We start from the raw sequence: 20,203 nt of genomic DNA on the forward strand, positions 1-20,203 counted from the left end.
CTTGTGGGGGAGGGCTAGGTGTTTAGTCCCGGGCTTTGATGGTGCATCCTTATCGCACGATTCGAAGGAAGCGCTATGGGACAAGTTTTACACGGCTGCGCCACCACGACGGAGGCGGTCCGTCGAGCAATACAAAATAGTCAAGAGAGCTTAAGAGCGCTGGCTAAGCGCTACGGAATCAATCCCAAGACTGCCGCCAAGTGGAAGAGGCGAGGTTCCGTCAGTGATCTGAAGACAGGACCCAAGGAGCCAAAATCCACCTCTCTATCGGTGGAGGACGAGGCCATCATCGTGGCCTTTCGCAAGCATACACTGTTGCCACTCGACGACTGTCTCTACGCTCTTCAGGCCACGATCCCGCACCTGACCCGCTCATCGCTTCATCGATGTCTTCAGCGTCACAGCATTTCACGGCTGCCGGACGTGGAAGATGGCAAAGGCATCAAACGCAAGTTCAAGAGCTATCCAATCGGCTACTTCCACATCGATATAGCTGAGGTCCGCACCGCCGAAGGCCGACTCTATCTCCTCGTCGCAATCGATCGCACCTCGAAGTTCGCCTACACAGAGCTGCACGAGAAAGCCACCAGGCGCGAGCGGAACGGCTGTTCGATGCCGGACGCCCGCCATTTCGCGTTGAGCTCGGCAAGACGCTGCTGCATGCGCCAGGCCATCTGCAGACAGGCCTGCGCGTCCGCGCGGTCGCCCTTGGTCTCGGGATCGCCGAAGAAGATCAGCATGGCGTCGCCGATGAACTTGTCGACGGTGCCGCCATGCTCGTGCGCGATCGCGGACATCTCGGTGAAATATTCATTGAGGAGCTGGGTCAGCAGTTCGGGCTGCAGCCGCTCGGTGGTCGCGGTGAAATTCTGGATGTCGGAGAAGAAGATGGTGAGCTTCTTGCGCTCGGTGTGGATGGTGACGTCCTTCTGGCCGGAGAAGATGCTCTTGTAGACCTGCGGGGGGATGTAGCGCGAGATCTTCATCGACAGCGAGGCCAGGAAGTCGTTGGCGGATTCGAGCTCCTTGTTCATGCCCATGATGCGGCTGGCCTGGCGGCGCTGCAGCGACAGGAACGACAGGCCGCAACCGGCGGCGATCAGGAAATAGGCCAGCAGGAACTTGAACGAGAAGATGTTGGCGGCGATCGGCTGGGCGATGATGACTTCCTGGATGCCGCGGACGTCTCCCACCTTCCAGTCCTTCTTCGGGCTCTCGGGGTGGCTGTTGTGGCAGCTGACGCAGGCCGGCCCCATCGTGACGGGGGCGACCAGGCGGACCTTGTCGGAGAACAGCGAGGTCTCGGTATCGACGATCTTGCGCTCGGGATCGGCGCGCAGCGCGGCCAGCGCATCCTTCTCGAACGTATCGAGCTGGTGCGGGGCGCGGTTCTGGAACGGGAAGTCCGAGACGAAACGGTAGGTGATGTTCTCCTGCTGCGCGCCGATCACCCGGCCGAGTTCCAGCGACAACGTCGCCGGGATCGGGATCGCGCCGGGAACGGCTTCGTAATTGTGCACGACCTTGGTCGTGCCATTGGGATTGGCGAGGATGCGTCCGACCACGTTGGACGCATAGTAGCTGCGCACGCTCGATATGACGGAATTGAGATCGGCCGCCTGCCGGCGCAGCGCCCTCTTGCTCAGTTCGGTGAGGTCCAGCCAGACCGCGAGCGGCAGAGCCAGCAGGAGGAAGGCGATCACGGCGCCGGTCAGGATGCCGCTCTTGCGCTGCTCTTCGGCGATCTCTCGTTTCACGTTTCGGCTCCGTTGTGCGCTATTGTCGCAAATTCGGGGGATTTGCGGCGCGGCATGCGCCCTGCACAGAGCCAATAAACGCGCGCCCGCGCAACCCCATTTTATGGTGGGTCGGGCGAGGTCACCTTTTCGTTTCATGACGAATGTTTAAGATCGATATCAACCTGCATTGACAATCCGGACCGATACCATGACCGACACCATCCGCATCGTCAGGTTCACCGCGCGCGCCGTGATCGTGCCGATGAACCTGCCGCTTCTGACCTCGACCGGTGCGGTGGCAAAGGCGCCGCTGGTGCTGATCGACTGCGAGACCGACCAGGGCGCGGTGGGACACGCCTATCTGTTTGCGATCACCCCCTCGGCCCTGAAGCCGCTGACCGCGATGGTGGCGGACATGGCGGACCTGCTCAAAGGCGACGAGCTGCTGCCGTTCGAGATCGAGCGCAAGCTGACCCAGCGCTTCACCCTGCTCGGCCTCGCCGGCCTGCAACGGCTGGCGCAATCGGGGATCGACATGGCGGCCTGGGATGCCCTGGCCCGCGCCCGCGGCCTGCCGCTCGCCCGGCTGCTCGGCGGCGCGCCGAAGCCGGTGAGAGCGTACAATTCGAAAGGGCTCGGCATCATGCCGGCGGGCGCTGCCGTGGACGAGGCCCACAGGCTGCTGGCCGAAGGTTTTCACGCCGCAAAAATCCGCGTCGGCCGGCCCGATGCGCGGGAGGATCTCGCCGTGGTGCGCGCCGTGCGCAAGGCCGTCGGCGATGAGGTGACGCTGATGTGCGACTACAATCAGGCGCTGACGGTGACTGAAGCCATCCGCCGCGGCGAGATGCTCGACGACGAGGGCCTCTGCTGGATCGAGGAGCCGATCCGCCATGACGACTACGAAGGCTGTGCCCGCATTGCCGATGCGCTGCGCACCCCGGTCCAGATCGGCGAGAATTTCGACAGCGCCTTTTCGATGCAGGCGGCGCTGGCGGCGGAGGCCTGCGACTACGTGATGCCCGACGTGCAGCGCATCGGCGGCGTCACCGGCTGGCTGCGCGCCGCCGCGCTCGCCCATGCCGCCGGCATCGAGATGTCGACGCATCTGTTCTCGGAGGTGAGCGCGCATCTGCTCTGCGTGACCCCATCAGCGCACTGGCTGGAATATGTCGACTGGGCCGACGCGGTGCTGGCGAGGCGGCTGACGATCAAGGATGGCTTTGCGCTGCCTGGCGAGGAGCCTGGCAACGGCATCGAATGGGACGAGGCCGCCGTGAAGACATATCTGGTCGGCTGATCCGCCCCATGACCACATGGCGCCCGCATCCGCATATCCGCGTCGTCGCGATCGGCCTGCACTGGCGGGCTGGGCGGCTGCTTGCGGCCGAGGTGCGGGACGACGCCGGGCGGATCAAGGGGGTGCGGCCGCTCGGCGGCGAGATCGAGTTCGGCGAGAGCTGGCGAACGGCGCTCCTGCGCGAGTTCAATGAAGAGCTGGGCATCGAGGTGACCATCACGGCCGAGCCGCTGATGATGGAGAACATCTTTACGCACGAAGGCGCCATTGGTCACGAGGTGATGTTCATCGCCGAGGTCGCGTTTCCACACCGCGCGTTCGATGGCCAGGACCGCATCGATTTCCGCGAAGACAACGGCGAGGCGATCGTGGCCCGCTGGTTCGACCTCGCCGATCTCGACGTGCCGGGAGGACCGAGTCTCTATCCGACCGGGTTGAAGGGCCTGCTGCTCGGACACAAGGACGGGCACGACTGACAATCGCTGGCCTGCAGCGCCTTGACCGGCGGCACCAGGACCTGCGCCTGGATCTTTGCCTGTTCGATGACGGATATGCTCATCGTCGGCGCACATTGTGAAATGGAACACATTTGAAGCCCCGCCAAGGTTGTATCATATTCAAGATGTAACCAAGGCGAACGGGCGAACGAACCCGTATCCGTTTCTCGATTACTTCATTTGCGAACACCGAGTTGGAGTCCTGCGCAGGAGACGTTGAACACGCCCTGCGACGGAAGCGCCTCAACAGATCGCGGTCAGTTTCGAAAAATTCCGGGCATCGCCGTCCCCGGCGATGCGACGACGCTTCATGCCCCGCACACACGATTGACCCGGATCGCCGGCCCGGGAGAGCGCCGGCATCGACGCTCGCGCTTGCAGCCATCGAGAGGAACGCCCCATGGACGAACCCAAGCCGCTCATCAGCGCCTTCAGCAAGACCGCCAACTTCTCCATCCACCAGGTCGACAATGTGTTCAGGGCCGCCGCGCAAGCCGCCGCCGTTCCCGCTGCCGTGCCTGTGACGCTGCCGCCCACGCTCGGGCCGCTGGCGGCCTTCACCGGCACCTTTACGGGACAGGGGTTCAACACGATCTTCCGGCCGGACAGCGCGACGACGCCGACGCAAATGCCGGGGCCGATCAACACCACCGATCCGCCCGACAATGTGCTGGAGCTGAACCTCACCGACGAGACGCTCTCGTTCTCGAACAATCTCGGCGCGATCCCCAATCGCGGCTCGGGACCGCAGGCCGATGCCTTCCTCAACGGCGTGCCCTATCTGCAGACCATCAACGACGTGACCACGGGAACGCCCGTCGGCATCCACTTCGAGCCCGGCATCTGGCTTGCGGTGCCTGCGACCACCAATCCGCACGAACCGTTCACCCTCGCGCGCATGGCCTCGATCCCGCACGGCACGACGATCACCGCGCAAGGCGCCGCGCTACCGCCCGTCGCCGGCAAGCCTGTGATTGCGGCGATCGACATCACGCCGTTCTTCGGCGGCAATCCGGCCAACAAGTTCACCTTCCAGAATCAGACCGCGGCCAACAAGACGACACGCAGGCTGCCGCAGGATCTCACCACGCTGATGGCCGCCGGCAGGCTGACGCAGGCCATGATCACCGATCCGAACACGGTGCTGCGCAACCAGATCGCGCATCAGACCATCAGCCAGACCATCATCATCGAGACCTCGACCAAGCCCGGCTCGCCGCTGTCGGGCGGCCCGTTGCCGGCGGTCGCTTCGCCGGGACCGCATCCGCCGGCGCCGAATTTCGCCGGCGGCACGGCGAACATCGCGTTTCTGCAAGGCGTGCCCGCACCGCCGCCGGGCGGCAATGGCGCCAATGCCAATGCGTTCCAGATGGATGCGGTGTTCTGGATCGAGACCGTCATCTACGACATCGACGTGCCGCACATCGCGAGCGGAGAGCCGCCGATCATCCTCCAGCCGTTGCAGAAGGGCACCGTGCCGCTGGTGCCGAGCTTCGTCGCCACGCTTCCCTTCGTGCCGGGCAAGGCGTTTGCCGGCGGCCGCGTGCGGGTGGCGACGACGCAGATTCAGTATTCGCAGAAAGTCATGCTTGATTTCAACGGCCTGACCTGGCCGCACGTCTCCGTCGCCTCGCTGGTGCCGGCCGCCCCGGTGCCGATCCCGGAGCATCTGCTGCCGCTGACATGAGGGCGGCACGCCCCGCGTCGCCAATTCAGCCGATGGCCTGAAGCTGCAGGGCGGGATAGTCGATATAGCCCTCGGCGCCGGACGCGTAGAAGGTCGCCGGCCGCGGCTCGTTCAACGGCGCGCCGGCGCGCAATCGCGCCGGCAGATCGGGATTTGCGATGAACGCCTTGCCGAATGCGACGGCATCGGCCCATCCAGCATCCAGCGCATCCTGCGCGGTTGTTGCGGTAAAGCCTTCGTTGGCGATGTAGACGCCGCCAAACGCCGCCTTCAGTTGCGGACCCAAGCTGTCGGCCGCGGCATGCTCGCGGACACAGAGGAAGGCGATTCTGCGGCGGCCGAGCTCGCGCGCGACATAGCCGAACGTTGCGGCGCGATCGGAATCGCCCATCGAGTGCACGTCGCCCCGCGGCGCCAGATGCATGGCGACGCGACCTGACCCCCAGACCTCGATGGCCGCATCGACCGCCTCGAGCATGAGACGCGCCCTGTTCTCGATCGATCCGCCATATTGATCGCTGCGCTGGTTCGATCCATCCTGAAGAAACTGATCGAGCAAATATCCATTGGCGCCATGCAGCTCGACGCCATCGAAACCGGCCGCCTCGGCAAACTGCGCGGCCCTGCGGAAATCGGCAACGACGGCGGCGACCTCAGCGGCCGGCAGTGGCCGCGGCACGACAAAGGGACGTTCGGGACGCAGCAGGCTGACATGGCCCTTGGCCGCGAGCGGACTCGGTGCCACCGGCGCCTGTCCATTGTGAAACTCCGGGTCGGAAATCCGGCCGACATGCCAGATCTGCATGAAGATGCGGCCGCCCGCCGCCTTCACCGCCCTGGTCACGTTTCGCCAGCCGTTGACATGCTCGTCCGCCCAGATGCCGGCGACGCCGCGATAGCCGACACCCTGCTGCGAGACTGGGACACCTTCGGAGATGATCAAGCCGGCGGACGCGCGCTGCGCGTAATAATCGGCCATGATCGGGGTCGGAACCTTGTTCTGATCGGCGCGCAGGCGCGTCAGCGGCGCCATGATGACGCGGTTTGGCAGCGTCAGCTCGCCGATGGAAAGCGGATCGAACAAGGACGGCATGGGATTCTTCTCCGGTGCTCGGGATGACAACGGCTCTGGTCAAGTTTCTATACCAATAAGTATAGAAAGTGATTTCAAAGGGCAGACCGCGTGAGGATTTTCGATCTCCAATCAGGCGCGGTTCGGCGTGAAGATGACCTTGCCCTTGAAGTTGGCGGCGACGGCGAGCGCCTCGGAAAACCGCTCGAGGCCATAGGTCGCGGCGACCGGCGCCGTGAGCGCTCCCGACGTCACCAGCGTCGTCAGATGATCATACATCTTGCCCATGGTCTCGTCCGAGGCGGTCTTGAGCCAATGCACCAGCCAGAAGCCGCGCAGCGACACGTCGGCAAAAATCGCCCGCTGGCTCGAGCCGGAAAAGGGCTGCCCGCTCATGGCGCTATAGACCACCACCACGCCCTTCGGCGCGAGGCAGTTCATCAGATTCAGGGTCGATGCGCCGCCCACCATGTCGAGCGCCAGAGGGATCGCGGCTCCCCCTGTCTCGCCGGCGACGCGCTTGGCGAGGTCCGGACCGTCGACGAGCACCACATCCGCTCCCAGTGCGCGCAGCTCCGGCACCAATTCCTCGCGCCTGACCACGTTGACCAGCTTCAATCCCAGCGATTTCGCCACCGCGATGACCGCGCGCCCCGTTGCCGAATTGGCGCCATTCTGAATCACCCAACCACCGTTCGGGACCTTCACCATATCTGTCAGCATCAGATACGCCGTCGCGGGATTGACGCCGACCATCGCGAGTTGCTGAACATCGGCCTGCAACGACAAGGGCCGCTGCCATGTCGCGGTGAACTTCACCCGCTCGGTCCAGGTCGGTACCATCAGCGGTATCAAGGTTCGGTCGCCTTCCTTCAGGTTCTTGACGTTCGCACCGGCCGCAACGACGCGGCCGACGCCCTCGATCCCCAGGGTGGCCGGCAATGGCGGCAGGAATCCGTAGCGTCCGGCCGTGATCATGAGGTCGGTGGCGTTGACGGGAGCGGCCTCGACGGCGACCACGACTTCATCAGGGCCGGGAGAGCCCACATCGGCGATTTCATTGAGCTTCACCGCGTCCACCGGCTTTCCAAACGCCACGACCTGAACCGCCTTCATCGGCCGTCCTCCTTTGCTCCGTTATGTACTCTGTAGTACACAATTGGACGAAGGTCAACGAAGGCGCCGATCGGGCCGGTCACGTCTCCTTGAGGACTTAACATCGGCCGCTGGAATGCATAAAAAGGCTGGATGGCAAGACCACGCAGTTTCGATCCCGACGACGTGCTCGAAGTCGCGCGCGAGGTTTTCTTGCGCAAGGGCTATCAGGCGGCGTCGCTCGACGAGATCACCGCGGCGAGCGGCATCGCCAAGCCGAGCCTCTATGCCGCGTTCGGTGACAAGCACGCGTTGTTCCTGCGCGTGCTCGATCGCTATCACGACGGTATCCTCGGCTGGGCGGAGCGCGTCCTGGCCCAGCCCGGCCCGGCCCGCGACGCGATCAGGCAGTGGCTCACCGGGTTCGTGCCGTATTGCTCGGGCGCAAAGGGCGCGCGGGGCTGCCTGTCGATCAATGCGGCAACCGACGGCTCGCTCGATCAAGCCGAGATCCGCAAGAGCATCGAGCGCTATAATCGACGGCTCGAGCAGTTGCTGCGCGCGCGCCTCAACGCCGACCGGGCCCAATTCAAGAAGGGCTTCGATCCCGATCTCACCGCGCACACGGTCATGGTGGTGCACACGGGATTGATGACGCTCGCGCATCAGGGGTCCGATGCGAAGCAGGTGCAGGCGGTGATCGACCAGGTGATGACGCTGCTGGCCTGAAGCGGAATGGCTTGCAAGGCCGTAGCTCGCCTGCACGACTCAATGCTTGAGCCGGCGCAACGCCCTGCCCCTGTGGAGCGCGACGTGATCGGTCTTGTCGCTCTTGATCTCGTATTGCGGATCGTCCGCGGTCGCGTGATGCGTGTAGCCCTTGTAGTCGACGTCCTTGGTGTGGACACGCAGGATATGGCCGCGGACGCGGCCGGCCTCGGAATTCCAGCTGACGTGATCGCCGCGGTGGAAGGGTTTTGCGCAGGCTTTGGGCATCGCGGAACAATGCCGGAATGTGCGGGCGTGTTCCAGAACAGCGGAGAATGACGCGCCAGTCCGTCTACGCTCTGCGAGCTACGCTGGACACGCTTCGCCTTTATTGGGCGTGGCTGCGCCACGCGAAGCCTTTTGGCGAAGCGTGGTGGGCACGACAGGGATCGAACCTGTGACCCCTACCATGTCAAGGTAGTGCTCTCCCGCTGAGCTACGTGCCCTAAAGTCCACTTCCGTCGGGTGGGGTCCCTATAACGGCTCAGCGGACCGTGCGCAAGGACGGAACAAGGCCGATTTAGGCCGCCAGCATCTTGTTCACTTCGCTCACCAATTCACGCAGGTGAACGGGCTTCGACAGCACCTTGGCATTCTTGGGGGCGTCCGAATCCGAGTTCAGAGCGACTGCGGCAAAGCCGGTGATGAACATGATCTTGATGTCGGGGTCGAGTTCCGAAGCCCGCCGCGCGAGCTCGATGCCGTCCATCTCCGGCATCACGATGTCGGTCAGGAGCATCTCGAACGGCTCTTCCCGCAGGCGCTGATAGGCGGCCATGCCATTGTCGTGGGACGAGACCTGAAAACCGGCGTTTTCCAGCGCCTTGACCAGGAAACGGCGCATGTCGTTGTCGTCTTCGGCGAGCAGGATCTTTGGCATGGCAGGAACGTCGAATCCCCAGAGGACAGGCAGAGGTCACTTAGCCCGACAGAGGGTAAATTTGGGGTGAAAATCTTAACCCTGGGCCGGTCGCGCAGCCGTGGTGTTGTGAACCCGAACGGCTGGCGAATCAATCGGGCCGCAGCCGGGCATCCCCGCCTGCCTGCCCACACGGTTAAGACATGTTCCAGCGCCGATCACGCTTTTTCGCTTGGCAGAATGGTTGTGATTCCGGACAATGACGACGACATAAGAGCCGCTCGACCGGCCGAATCATTCGATCCGGACTCCGTGCCGGGTGACGCGGCGTGAAGGGACGAAGCCTGAGAAGATGACCCGGATTGACGGCGAGGTGTCGCCAGCCTTCGAGATCGTGGAGCCCGCCGAGTGGCGGGCGCCTGTTATCTTCAACTCGCCCCATTCCGGCTCGACCTATCCGGAGGAATTCCTGAGCGCATCGCGGATCGACCTGCCGCAATTGCGCCGGTCCGAAGATTCCTTCATGGACGAGCTGATCGGCCATCTCAGCGCGCGCGGCTTTCCGACCGTACGGGTCAACTTTCCGCGCTCCTTCGTCGACGTCAACAGAGAGCCCTATGAGCTCGACCCCCGCATGTTCACCGGCCGCCTGCCCAGCTTTGCCAACACGCGCTCGATGCGGGTCGCGGGCGGCCTCGGCACCATTCCCCGCGTGGTCGGCGACGGCCAGGAGATCTATCGCGACCGCATCGCGGTCGACGAGGCGCTGACGCGGATCGAGACGCTGTACAAGCCCTATCATCGCGCGCTGCGCCGGCTGATCAACAAGGTGCACCAGATGTTCGGCACCGTGGTGCTGGTCGACTGCCATTCGATGCCGTCGGTCGGGATCTCCAGGGACGAGCCGCGCCGGCCCGACGTCGTGATCGGCGACCGCTACGGCACCAGCTGCACGCCGCTGCTGCCCGACCGGGTCGAGGAAACCATGACCGGCCTCGGCTATTCGACCGGCCGCAACAAGCCCTATGCCGGCGGCTTCATTACCGAGCATTACGGCAACCCGGCGAGCGGCCTGCATGCCGTGCAGCTCGAGCTCAACCGCGCGATCTACATGGACGAACGGCGTCGGGAGCGCGGCCCTCGTTTTGCGCAAGTGGCGAGCGACTTCGGTATCCTCGCGGACGTGCTGGCGACGACGATCCCGTTCGGCGATCTCGGCCCGTTCCAGGCCGCGGCGGAATAGACGACAGCTTTTCTTCGAACGGCCTGGTTGCGCCCGGCTGGCGCGGACGCGTTTTCGAATCCCGCCAACACGCGCGTGAAACTGAAACAGAGGCCCAAAGAAAAAAGGGCCGCTTCTGATGAAGAAGCGGCCCAAGTCTAGGGAGGAAACGCCCAAGGAGGGCAGCGGTAACGCGAGAAGCGCTACCGCACCGCAACAATATGCGGCCGCGCCGCACAAAGCGCAAGGGCTTTTGAGCCATTTCCCATGCAAAAATACATGGCTCATTTGCTTCCAGCGAAATCCAGATTCAGTTTCTTTGATAAGGAATTTCAATGGGTTGATAGTCATTTGCATACGAACAAGGCATACAAGGAACTAAGTTCTCAACACGGTGATCGATATTTGACCAGCGGATGGCTCGGACACTCGAGTGCTTGGGCGGATCCAAAATACCAGGGTGCAAATCAACACAGCGCTGCACGCGAGAGCCGATTTGAGCTAGGCAGATGCGAGCTTCACCCCACTTTCGTTTTGAGGATGCACCGTGACGGTGATCGACTTCTCAGCCTTCATCGGACGGCTCGCCACCGCCTCCGGCGAGACCATCCTGCCGTTCTTCCGCACCTCGCTGTCGATCGACGACAAAAGCAAGACCAAGGATTTCGACCCCGTCACGGAAGCCGACCGCGCCGCGGAGGCCGTGATGCGGCGGCTGATCAAGGCGAGCTTCCCCCAGCACGGCATCGTCGGTGAGGAATTCGGCAATGAGCGCGAGGACGCCGACTACGTCTGGGTGCTCGACCCCATCGACGGGACGAAATCCTTCATCGGCGGCTTTCCGATCTGGGGCACGCTGATCGCGCTGCTGCACAAGGGCACGCCGGTCTACGGCATGATGCACCAGCCCTTCATCGGCGAGCGCTTCTCCGGCGACAACGGTTCGGCCACCTATAAAGGCCCCACCAGTGAGCGCCGGCTCCAGGTCCGCCGCTGCGCCTCGCTGTCGGAGGCGACGACCTACACCACCTCACCGCTGCTGATGAACGAGCGCGACCGCGCCATTTTCGGCCGGATCGAGCAGGGCGCGCGGCTGTCGCGCTATGGCGGCGATTGCTATTCCTATTGCATGCTCGCGGCCGGCCATGTCGATCTCGTGGTCGAGACCGAACTGAAGCCCTACGACATCGCCGCGCTGATCCCGATCGTGACCGGCGCCGGCGGCGTCGTCACCACCTGGGAAGGCAAGCCGGCCCAGGGCGGCGGCCGCATCGTTGCGGCGGGCGATGCCAGGGTTCATGAAGAGGCGCTGAAACTGCTGAACCAATAACAAACGCGAGCGGGAGGCTTGCATGACGATCTCACGCAGGCTTCTCGCTGATTTGTTCTCGAGAGTGCTTCTGGGATCGTTCCTGCTGCTGCCGTCAGCAGCCTCCGCCCAGAACTTTCCGGCAAAACCGATCAAGCTGATCGTGCCGTTCCCGGCCGGCGGCCCCAACGACATCATCGCCCGCGTCGTCGGCCAGCGCATGTCGGAACTATCAGGGCAGCCGGTGCTGATCGACAATCGCGGCGGCCAGGGCGGCGTGCTCGGCACCGACGCCGTCGCCAAGAGTGCGCCCGACGGCTACACCATCGCGATCTCGTCGGCCGGCGCGCTCGCGATCAGCCCGAGCATGGAGAAGGTCGCCTACGACGCGCTCAATGACCTTGCCCCGGTGACGCTGGTCGCGACCGTGCCGGAAATGCTCGTCGTCGCCACCAACGTGCCCGCCAAGGACATCGGCGAATTGATTACGCTTGCGAAAGCGCAGCCGGGCAAGCTCAATTTCGCCTCCTCCGGCCCCGGCAGCCTGCCGCATCTGGCCGGCGAATTGTTCAAGCTGACGGCGAAAATCGACATCGTGCATGTGCCCTATCGCGGCGCCGCCCCGGCCGTGAACGATCTGCTGGGCCAGCAGGTGCAGATGACGTTCCTCGATCTTCCGGTGCTGCTGCCGCAGGTCAAGGCCGGCGCCTTGAGACCGATCGCAGTCGGCTCGGTGGAGCGCGCCCCGACCGCCCCCGACGTGCCGACCACGAAGGAAGCGGGCTTTCCTGAGCTGCGCATCGAGAACTGGTACGGCATGGTCGCGCCCAAGGGCACGCCGAAGGAGATCGTCACTGCGCTGCATGATCTCGCGACCAGGGCGATGGCGGATCCCGCCGTGAAGGAGAAGCTCGCCGCCCAAGGCGCAACACTTGTCGGCGACGAGCCGGAGCATTTTCGCAGCTTCATTGCGGACGAGACCGCCAAATGGGCGAAGGTGATCAAGGACGCCGGCGTGGAAACGGGGAAGTAGCTGGTTCTACACCTCTCCCGCTTGCGGGAGAGGTCGGCGCGAAGCGCCGGGTGAGGGTTCTCTCCTCTTGGGGAATCTCCCTAGCGGAGACACCCTCTCCCCAACCCTCCCCCGCAAGCGGGGGAGGGAGCCGACCACCCCTGTTGAAGCACATCGCATCCATCCCCCTCACACCGCCTCCGCCCTTAAATGCTCCACCAGCATCTTCGCCGGCCGCGGCAGCGCCTTGAAGCTGCGGGCGCAGATCACGAGCCTGCGATTGGCGAAGGCGTCGCGCAGGCGCACCATGGCGAGCGGCATCAGCTTGGCGCAGCGGCGGGCGGCGGCCTCGGGCACGAGTGCGACGCCGACGTCCGCCGACACCAGTTGGCAGATCGCGTCGAAGTCGCGCAGTCGCGCGCGGAAATGCGGGCGCATGCCGAGCCGGGCGGCGTGCTTTGAAATGTGCATCTGAAGCGCGGTCGCGCTGGTGAGGCCGACGAACTCGCAAGCGCCCGCCTCCTGGAAATCGATCTGGCGGCGGCCGGCGAACGGGCCGCGCCTGGACGTCACCAGCGTCAGGCGGTCCTCGCTGAACACGAAGCGCTCGATATGATCGGGCAGCGCGTGCTCGGCGGCGAAGCCGAGATCGGCCGCGCCGGCCGTGATCGCCGCCGCGATGTCGGTGCTCTCGCGCTCCTCGATGTCGATGGCGATGTCGCGATGCTCGCGCAGGAAGCCGGCAAGCGCCTTCGGCAGATGCTCGGACAGGCCCGATGTGTTGGCGAGGAAGTGCACGCTCGCACGCAATCCGCTGGCAAAACCGGCGAGATCGCCGCGCATGGCGTCGACCTGGTGGATCACGAGCCGCGCATGATCGAGCAGGCTCTCGCCAGCCACCGTCAACTCGACGCCGCGGCGGCCGCGCTTGAGCAGCGCGACGCCGAGCGCATCCTCGAGCCCCTTGATACGGGCACTGGCCGAGGCCAGCGCCAAATGCGACCGCTCCGCGCCACGGGTGATGCTGCGCTGATCGGCGACCGCGATGAAGAGCTGGAGATCGACCAGATCGAAGCGCATGGCAGCTTCCTCCAAATTCAGCCTTCGTCTGTGTCGAAGGCTAGCTCCGTAACCTCCAGATTGTGCTCCAGCGCAGCTTCGGTCAATGTGGCCGGCATGCTCGACCCTCTCCTCATTCTCATCGCCGCCGTCTTCCTGATCGCCGGCTTCGTCAAGGGCGTCGTTGGACTGGGACTGCCGACCGTGTCGATGGGTCTGCTCGCGGTGAACATGGCCCCCAGCCGCGCCATCGCCATCGTGATCGTGCCCGCCATCGTCACCAACATCTGGCAGACGTTTGTCGGCCCATACTTGCGCGACATCCTGAGGCGGCTGTGGCCGCTGATGATCGGCACCGTCATCGGATGCTGGCTCAACGCCGGCGCGCTGACCGGCCCGTATGCGCGCTACGGCACCGTGGTGCTCGGCGTGCTTCTGGTGATCTACGCCATCATCGGGCTCGGCAAGTTCAAGTTCCACATCCCACCTCGGAACGAGAAATGGGTCGGCGGGGTGGTCGGTGTGATCACCGGAATGATCTCGGCCTCGACCGGTGTGCAGGTCATCCCCTCGATGCCGTTCATGCAGGCGATCGGCATGGAGAAGGACGAGCTGGTGCAGGCGCTCGGCGTGTTCTTCACCACCGCGACGCTGGCGCTCGCCTTCAACCTCACCGCCGGCGGGCTGCTGACCCCGGCCAATGCCGTGCCGGGCGCTGTCGCCATGGCGATGGCCTTTGCCGGCATGTTCGTGGGACAGGCGGTGCGGGCGAAAATGCCGGCGGAGGCGTTTCGCCGCTGGTTTCTTGTGGCGATGATCCTGCTCGGCATCTATCTCGCCGGCAGCGCGCTGCTGAAGGAATTCTCCTGAGAGACGATCGTAGCGTGGGTCAGCCCGCCTCATTCGTTCGAATGAATTATCGCGCCTCCAGCATGGCGACGCGGATGCCGAGATAGATGAAGAGGCCACCAAGGGCACGGTTGACCCAGGCGATCACGCCCTCGGACTGCCGCAGCCGGTGAGCGGCCCTGGCCGCGAACCCCGCCAGCACCAGGCACCACAGCGTGCCCGTGCAGATGAAGATCAGGCCGAGCGTCAGGAAGGCCAGCGGCTTGTGCGGCGCATCGGCTGCGACGAATTGAGGCAGGAACGCCAGGAAGAACAGTGCGACCTTGGGATTGAGCGCGTTGGTGAAGACGCCCTGGAGGAACACAAGCCGCAGCGAACTCCGCTCCGCCTCGTCCTTGATCGCCACCAGCGCGGGGCGCGACCACAGCATCTGAAGCCCGGTCAGGACCAGATAGGCCGCGCCGACCAGCTTCAGGATCGAGAATGCGGTGGATGAGGCCATCAACAGCGCCGAAAGGCCGATCGCGGCGCCCGCGACATGGAAGAAACAGCCGCAACTGATGCCGAAAGCCGCCGCCGCTCCGCCGCGCCAGCCCATCTGCATGCTGCGGCCGATCACATAGACCGTATCCGGCCCCGGCGTGATGTTGAGCAGCACACCGGACAGGACGAAGAGCCAGATTTCGTGAATGCCCAGCATGACAAAGGCTCCTGCCGCCGGCCCGGCGGCCTTGAGCATTGGGCTTAATCGGTTCGCTTCCCGCCGTCCACCACCGGAACTGCCTGAGATTTGCATCAAATTTGCAATGCGGATCATACTTTCGCTCGGCCGCATCTGCTCTATAAAGGCCCGGTTCTTGAAATGCGGGATTCGCGGGCCCGCCACGCAAGTGGCCGGGCTGTTTCCCTTGGAGCTCCGAGGATATGGAAAGACGTCTGGCTGCCATCGTCTGCGCCGATGTCGCCGGCTATTCGCGCATGATGGGCACTGACGAGGCCGGCACCCACGCCGCCTTCAAGGCCCATCGCAGCGCGATCCACCCGATCATCCTCAATCACGGCGGCCGTGTCGTCAAAAACACCGGCGACGGCTTCCTGCTGGAATTCCCCTCCATCGTCGGTGCCGCTGAAGCGGCGATCGCGATGCAGGTGCTGATGGCCGAGCGCAATCACCATTTGCCCGCCGACCGCGCCATGCAGTTCCGGCTCGGCATCCACATGGGTGACGTCATCGCCGACGAGGACGAGGTGTTCGGCGACGACGTCAACATTGCCGTCCGGCTGGAATCGGTGGCGAGCCCCGGCGGATTCGCGATCTCGGCCAAGGCGTACAAGGAAGCCAGCAAGCATCTTGCGGTGCCGCTGGTCGACGGCGGCAACCACCGCTTCAAGAACATCAAGGATCCGGTCGGGGTCTGGACCTGGACGCCCGACGGCGCCCCCGCACGCGCGCCCGAGCTGAAGGAAGGCGCGGCGCTGTCGCAGGCCTACCGCACGGCGATCGTCGGCGTTCTGCCGTTCGCCAATCTCAGCGACGCGCAGGACGAGTATTTCTCCGACGGCCTGACCGAGGATCTGATCCACGCGCTGTCGCTGCAATCCTTCTATCGCGTGCTGAGCCGCAACTCGACCTTTGCCTTCAAGGGCAAGAATGCGAGCACCCGCGTGATCGCGCGCGAGATCGACGCCACCTATCTGATCCAGGGCTCGGTGCGGCGCGCCGGCGCCAAGATCCGCGTCACGGCCGAGCTGATCGCGCCGGAGACCGGCGAGCAGCTCTGGACCGGCCGTTACGACCGTGACATCGGCGACCTCTTTGCGATGCAGGACGAGATCACCACCAATCTGTCCGCGGCCATCGCCACCGAGATCGTCCGCGCCGAGGCCTCCGCGCCCGCGCGCCCGACCAACGACGTCACCGCCTGGGACCGCTTCCTGAAGGGCCTGTCGCATTACTACAGGCAGACCAAGGAAGACCTGAGCACCGCGGTCGCGCTGTTCCGGGAGGCGATCGCGCTCGATCCAAAACTGTCGATCGCGCATGCCTATCTCGCCACGATCCAGATCCAGAGCATCCAGTTCGGCTGGGTCAAGGGTACGCGCGAGATGTGGGCGGAAGCGATGAGCCTCGCCGAAACCAGCGTGCGGCTCGACCCGCGCTCCTCCTTCGCCTTCTCGATCCTGTCCTGGGCGCATGCGATGGAAGGCCACGACGAGGCTGCGATGGATGCCGCCAAGCGCGCGGTCGCGCTCAACCCTTACGACATGGGCGCGCGCGGCGTGCTCGGCATCTGCCACTTCGTCATCGGCGAGCAACGCCAGGCGATCGAGCTGTTCTCGATGGCGGCCCAGCGCGACAACAGCGATCCGCGCTATCAATGGGCGGCATTGAACGCCTTCAGCCACTATCTGCTGCGCCAGTATGACGCGACCCTGTCCTGGGCTCGCGAGCAGCTTTACGTCAACCCGAACCACATGCAGGCGCTGGCGATCCGCGCCGCCGCGCTCGCGCAGATGGGCCGGACCGGCGAAGCGACCGAGGCAACGGCCGTGCTGATGCGCAACTACCCGACCCTGAATGTCGACCGCCATTTGCGCAATTTTCACTGGAAACGGCCCGAGGACATCGCGCATTACCGCGATGGACTGCTGAAGGCCGGTGTCCCGGCCAGCAAGCTCACCCTGGTCCAGAGCGACGTCAGACGCGCCGCCGAATCCTGAGGGCACGCTGCGATCTCGCCTTTAGGCTTTATTGACACGACAGTGAATTGGGCCACACTTCTTTGCACGTTGAAGTAGTATAGGGTCGCTGTCGGTTTGTTAGGACTTTCCGCGCTGTATCGGCGCGTCCGTATTCATGATTCGCTGTCGTCAGGATTTTGTCGCTGTCTGCAGGATTTTGGGCCATGCACGACCCCGTCTCGAAGCCCCCCTTCGACCCTTCGATCCAGGTTTCGCCGAACAATCCCTGCCCGTTCCTGCGCGGCCTCGTCGGCGAAGGCTTTGTCGACGGCGGGACGGTGCCGCTCCGGACGCTGTCGCAGACCATCGCAAATGCGAGCGGCGAGACCGGGCTGAAGAAGATCTCGGCCCGCATCCAGGTCCGCGGCGTCGCGCTGATCGCCAATGGTGCCTGTCACATCCTGCAGAGCATCTTCTGGGGCGCGCAGCTCAACCGCTTGCGCGGTGGCCCGCTCGACAAGCTCGGAGCCGGCTCGCGCATCCTCGGCGTCGACGGCAAGGTCAACGAGGACGAGATGGCGCGGCTCGCCGGTTTCGGCGCCACCTATGCTGATCCTGACGGCGGCGCCGAGACCGGGCTCAACGCCTCGCAGATCCAGACCTTCATGAACGACAATCTCAAGCGCGCCGGCAATCAGGCGCGCTGGTACTACCCGATCCTGATGAAGTTCGAATGGCCGATCCTGCTCAAGATCATGGGCAAGGGTCAGGGTGACGACCGCTATCTCAGCGTGGCCGAGGTGAGGACATTGTTCAACGAGCGCAAATTCCCTGACAGGATCACCCAGCGAGTGGTCGCCCAGCCGGTCACCCCGCCCTCGCTGATCTTGCGCGCGATCGGCGGTCTCGCCGCCGCAGCTCTGGTCCTTGGCATCGTGGCGCTGCGCTTTCCCGATCAATTCCAGCCGATGCTGCCGCACGTCATCGGCCAGTTCGTGGCCCCGCCCTTGCCGAAGCTTGTCGAGCCGCGGGCCGCATACTGGCTCGAGCAGAACTGGGCGCTGGAGGACCGGCACTGGTTTCATCACGCCAGCCAGGGCACCGCGACCTTCCCGGTGCCGTATAGCTGGTTCATGGCGCTCGAGCAGCCGCGGCTGCATTTCTTCGCAAAGCCCGGGATGCTTCATGACAGCGACCATCTCCAGCGTTTCGGCTTCATCCCCAGCCCGCAGACGATCAACACCGACGACGCCACGCTGCGCCGGTTCGGCTATGCCAATGTCTACGACAAGACCAGGCCGGTGCCGGCGCGTCTGTGGGATCCGCCGGTCAATTGGGGCAGGCAGGCCGAGAATGTCGACGGCCTGCCCGTCGGCTTTGCGCGCATGAGCGGCGTGCCCGATCCTGCGACCGGCAAGCTCGGCGAGGACCGGATCGGCCTGACCTGCGCCGCCTGCCATACCGGCCAGATCCACTATAAAGGCATCGACATCCGCTTCGATGGCGGCCCGGCGATGACCGACCTCAGGAAGCTCGAGATCACCACCGGCCTGTCGATCGCCTACACGCTGCTCGTGCCGGGTCGCTTCACGCGCTTCGCCGACCGCGTGCTCGGCGCCTCCGCCAGCGACGCCGATCGCGATGCGCTGAAGCAGAAGTTGCAAGCAATCGGCACGTTCCTGAAAGACTGGGAAACGACCTACGACAAGACCATCGCGGGCAAGACGAGGTTCAACCAGAAGACCAAGCGGGACGAGCAGCAGCAGGACACCGAGGAAGGCTACGGCCGCCTCGACGCGCTCAACCGCATCGGCAACCAGGTGTTCGCCCAGGATATGACGATCAGCGGCCTCAGCGGCTTCGAGAAGAATCTGCATGCCAAGGACGCGCCGGTCAGCTTCCCGCCGATCTGGACCGTGCCCTGGCTCAAATATGCGCAATATGACGCGTCCATCGAACAGCCGCTGATCCGCAACGCCGGCGAAGCGCTCGGCGTCACCGCGCTGCTCAATTTGTCCGACGCCACCCCTAAGGACGCGCTGTTCCGCTCGTCGATGGACATCAAGAATTTGAACTGGATCGAGGACCTGCTGAAGGGGTCGGCGCCCTATCCGAAGAAGCAGCTCTCCGGACTGACATCGCCCAAATGGCCATCGGACATTTTCGGCGACGCGGCGTGGAAGATCGATGGCGAGCGCGTCACGCGCGGCCGCAAGCTCTACGCGGAGATCTGCGTCGAATGCCATCTCGGCCCGGTCAACGATGCCGTGTTCGACACAGAGTTTCCCGACAAGAGCATCTGGTCCTCGTCACGGTGGGAGACCATCGGCGAAGCCAAATTCCTGAACGAGGTGCAGATGAGCGCCAAGGGGATGGGGACGGACCCCGCCCAGGCCAGCGTGCTGGCGACGCGGACGGTTCAGGTGCCGGGCTTCCTCAAGCTCGATCCCACGCAGAACCTCAATACCTGGTGGGACTGCAAGCTGCCCGAGGTGTCGTCGACCGACATGCCCTATTCGCTCGGCCTGATGGTACTGGTCGACATCGTCAGCCGCAAGGCGATGGACGATGCCGGGATTCCTCCAAAGGCCCAGGATCTCTGGTGGGGCAAGCGCAAGAACTGCCCCAATCCCGGTCCGCAATCGACCGAGAAGAACGAGCCGCCGCCCTGGTATCGCGCGCGCCCGCTCAACGGCGTCTGGGCCACCGCGCCCTATCTGCACAACGGATCGGTGCCCTCGCTCTGGTGGATGCTGAGCCCTGCGGCCGAGCGTCCGAAATCGTTCTGCATGGGTGGCGGCCGCGATTACGATCCGAAGCAGGTCGGCTTTGCGGTCACCGACGGCGAGAGCTGCAAGACCGGGCAATCGCGCTTCTCGACACGAGACTCCGACGGCACCGAGATCTACGGCAACAGCAATGCCGGCCATTCGTTCGATGGCCCGCCAGGTCCCGGCAAGTACGGCACGATCGGCCGCCTGCTCAAAGAGCAGGAGCGCTACGATCTGATCGAGTATCTGAAGACGCTGTGAGGTGTTTCTCACACCGTCATC

At 64.3% G+C, this 20,203-nt stretch carries 16 protein-coding genes, 1 tRNA gene and 2 pseudogenes; 11 read left to right on the forward strand and 8 right to left on the reverse strand.

Features of this window, described 5'->3' with window-relative positions:
* Positions 1–75: 75 nt before the first annotated feature.
* Positions 76–591: pseudogene (locus G8O24_RS20430) on the forward strand (transposase family protein); the annotation flags it as partial.
* On the opposite strand, the pseudogene G8O24_RS20435 reads toward G8O24_RS20430, so the two are convergent.
* Positions 588–1,757: pseudogene (locus G8O24_RS20435) on the reverse strand (c-type heme family protein); the annotation flags it as partial. The pseudogenes G8O24_RS20430 and G8O24_RS20435 overlap by 4 nt on opposite strands.
* A gap of 190 nt (positions 1,758–1,947) precedes the next feature.
* On the opposite strand from G8O24_RS20435, the gene G8O24_RS20440 reads away from it, so the two are divergent.
* The 3 genes from G8O24_RS20440 (at position 1,948) to G8O24_RS20450 (ending at position 5,223) form a co-directional block, all read left to right on the forward strand.
* The gene (locus G8O24_RS20440) at positions 1,948–3,039 is read left to right on the forward strand and encodes an enolase C-terminal domain-like protein (RefSeq protein WP_188102411.1); all 1,092 of its coding nucleotides are present in this window, start codon (positions 1,948–1,950) and stop codon (positions 3,037–3,039) included.
* Positions 3,040–3,047: 8 nt separating this feature from the next.
* A complete protein-coding gene (locus G8O24_RS20445; protein WP_188102413.1) occupies positions 3,048–3,515 on the forward strand; it encodes an NUDIX hydrolase in 468 nt (155 codons plus the stop codon).
* A gap of 421 nt (positions 3,516–3,936) precedes the next feature.
* The gene (locus tag G8O24_RS20450; RefSeq protein WP_188102415.1) at positions 3,937–5,223 is read left to right on the forward strand and encodes a heme-binding protein; all 1,287 of its coding nucleotides are present in this window, start codon (positions 3,937–3,939) and stop codon (positions 5,221–5,223) included.
* Between the two features lie 25 nt (positions 5,224–5,248).
* Here the strand turns inward: G8O24_RS20450 and G8O24_RS20455 are convergent, their stop codons facing one another.
* Both G8O24_RS20455 and G8O24_RS20460 read right to left on the reverse strand, forming a co-directional pair.
* Entirely contained in the window at positions 5,249–6,316 is a 1,068-nt protein-coding gene (locus G8O24_RS20455) for an alkene reductase (RefSeq protein WP_188102417.1), read from the reverse strand.
* A gap of 111 nt (positions 6,317–6,427) precedes the next feature.
* Positions 6,428–7,411 carry a zinc-binding dehydrogenase gene (locus G8O24_RS20460; protein ID WP_188102419.1) on the reverse strand — a complete coding sequence of 328 codons (984 nt, stop codon included), beginning with the start codon at positions 7,409–7,411 and terminating at the stop codon, positions 6,428–6,430.
* A 132-nt stretch (positions 7,412–7,543) separates the two neighbouring features.
* Between G8O24_RS20460 and G8O24_RS20465 the strand changes: the two genes are divergently transcribed.
* Entirely contained in the window at positions 7,544–8,119 is a 576-nt protein-coding gene (locus G8O24_RS20465; protein ID WP_188102421.1) for a TetR/AcrR family transcriptional regulator, read from the forward strand.
* 39 nt (positions 8,120–8,158) lie between these two features.
* Here G8O24_RS20465 and G8O24_RS20470 read toward each other — a convergent pair whose 3' ends face one another.
* The 3 genes from G8O24_RS20470 to cpdR form a co-directional block, all read right to left on the reverse strand.
* Positions 8,159–8,386 (reverse strand): hypervirulence associated TUDOR domain-containing protein, encoded by a 228-nt coding sequence (locus G8O24_RS20470; RefSeq protein WP_188102423.1) that lies wholly within the window; start codon positions 8,384–8,386, stop codon positions 8,159–8,161.
* Between the two features lie 143 nt (positions 8,387–8,529).
* A tRNA-Val gene (locus G8O24_RS20475) sits at positions 8,530–8,604 on the reverse strand.
* Between the two features lie 74 nt (positions 8,605–8,678).
* Complete coding sequence (cpdR, locus tag G8O24_RS20480; protein WP_007597092.1) at positions 8,679–9,038, reverse strand: cell cycle two-component system response regulator CpdR; 360 nt, start codon at positions 9,036–9,038, stop codon at positions 8,679–8,681.
* Positions 9,039–9,369: 331 nt separating this feature from the next.
* Here cpdR and G8O24_RS20485 point away from each other — a divergent pair, with 331 nt between their 5' ends.
* The 3 genes from G8O24_RS20485 (at position 9,370) to G8O24_RS20495 (ending at position 12,581) form a co-directional block, all read left to right on the forward strand.
* A complete protein-coding gene (locus tag G8O24_RS20485; RefSeq protein ID WP_188102425.1) occupies positions 9,370–10,260 on the forward strand; it encodes an N-formylglutamate amidohydrolase in 891 nt (296 codons plus the stop codon).
* 526 nt (positions 10,261–10,786) lie between these two features.
* Complete coding sequence (hisN, locus tag G8O24_RS20490) at positions 10,787–11,569, forward strand: histidinol-phosphatase (protein ID WP_188102427.1); 783 nt, start codon at positions 10,787–10,789, stop codon at positions 11,567–11,569.
* 22 nt (positions 11,570–11,591) lie between these two features.
* Complete coding sequence (locus G8O24_RS20495; protein ID WP_188102428.1) at positions 11,592–12,581, forward strand: Bug family tripartite tricarboxylate transporter substrate binding protein; 990 nt, start codon at positions 11,592–11,594, stop codon at positions 12,579–12,581.
* A gap of 168 nt (positions 12,582–12,749) precedes the next feature.
* Here the strand turns inward: G8O24_RS20495 and G8O24_RS20500 are convergent, their stop codons facing one another.
* Positions 12,750–13,640, reverse strand: coding sequence for a LysR substrate-binding domain-containing protein (locus G8O24_RS20500; protein ID WP_188102430.1), 891 nt, complete (start codon positions 13,638–13,640; stop codon positions 12,750–12,752).
* A 96-nt stretch (positions 13,641–13,736) separates the two neighbouring features.
* Between G8O24_RS20500 and G8O24_RS20505 the strand changes: the two genes are divergently transcribed.
* Complete coding sequence (locus G8O24_RS20505; RefSeq protein ID WP_188102431.1) at positions 13,737–14,489, forward strand: sulfite exporter TauE/SafE family protein; 753 nt, start codon at positions 13,737–13,739, stop codon at positions 14,487–14,489.
* A gap of 46 nt (positions 14,490–14,535) precedes the next feature.
* Here G8O24_RS20505 and G8O24_RS20510 read toward each other — a convergent pair whose 3' ends face one another.
* Positions 14,536–15,168, reverse strand: coding sequence for a LysE family translocator (locus G8O24_RS20510; protein ID WP_188102433.1), 633 nt, complete (start codon positions 15,166–15,168; stop codon positions 14,536–14,538).
* Between the two features lie 224 nt (positions 15,169–15,392).
* Here G8O24_RS20510 and G8O24_RS20515 point away from each other — a divergent pair, with 224 nt between their 5' ends.
* Positions 15,393–17,189, forward strand: coding sequence for an adenylate/guanylate cyclase domain-containing protein (locus G8O24_RS20515; protein WP_188102435.1), 1,797 nt, complete (start codon positions 15,393–15,395; stop codon positions 17,187–17,189).
* A gap of 185 nt (positions 17,190–17,374) precedes the next feature.
* Positions 17,375–20,182: a di-heme-cytochrome C peroxidase gene (locus tag G8O24_RS20520; RefSeq protein ID WP_188102436.1), complete on the forward strand. Its 2,808-nt coding sequence runs from the start codon at positions 17,375–17,377 to the stop codon at positions 20,180–20,182.
* Positions 20,183–20,203 lie beyond the last annotated feature (21 nt).

The sequence above is a fragment of the Bradyrhizobium campsiandrae genome, from assembly GCF_014529705.1.
Classification (GTDB): Bacteria; Pseudomonadota; Alphaproteobacteria; order Rhizobiales; family Xanthobacteraceae; genus Bradyrhizobium; species Bradyrhizobium campsiandrae.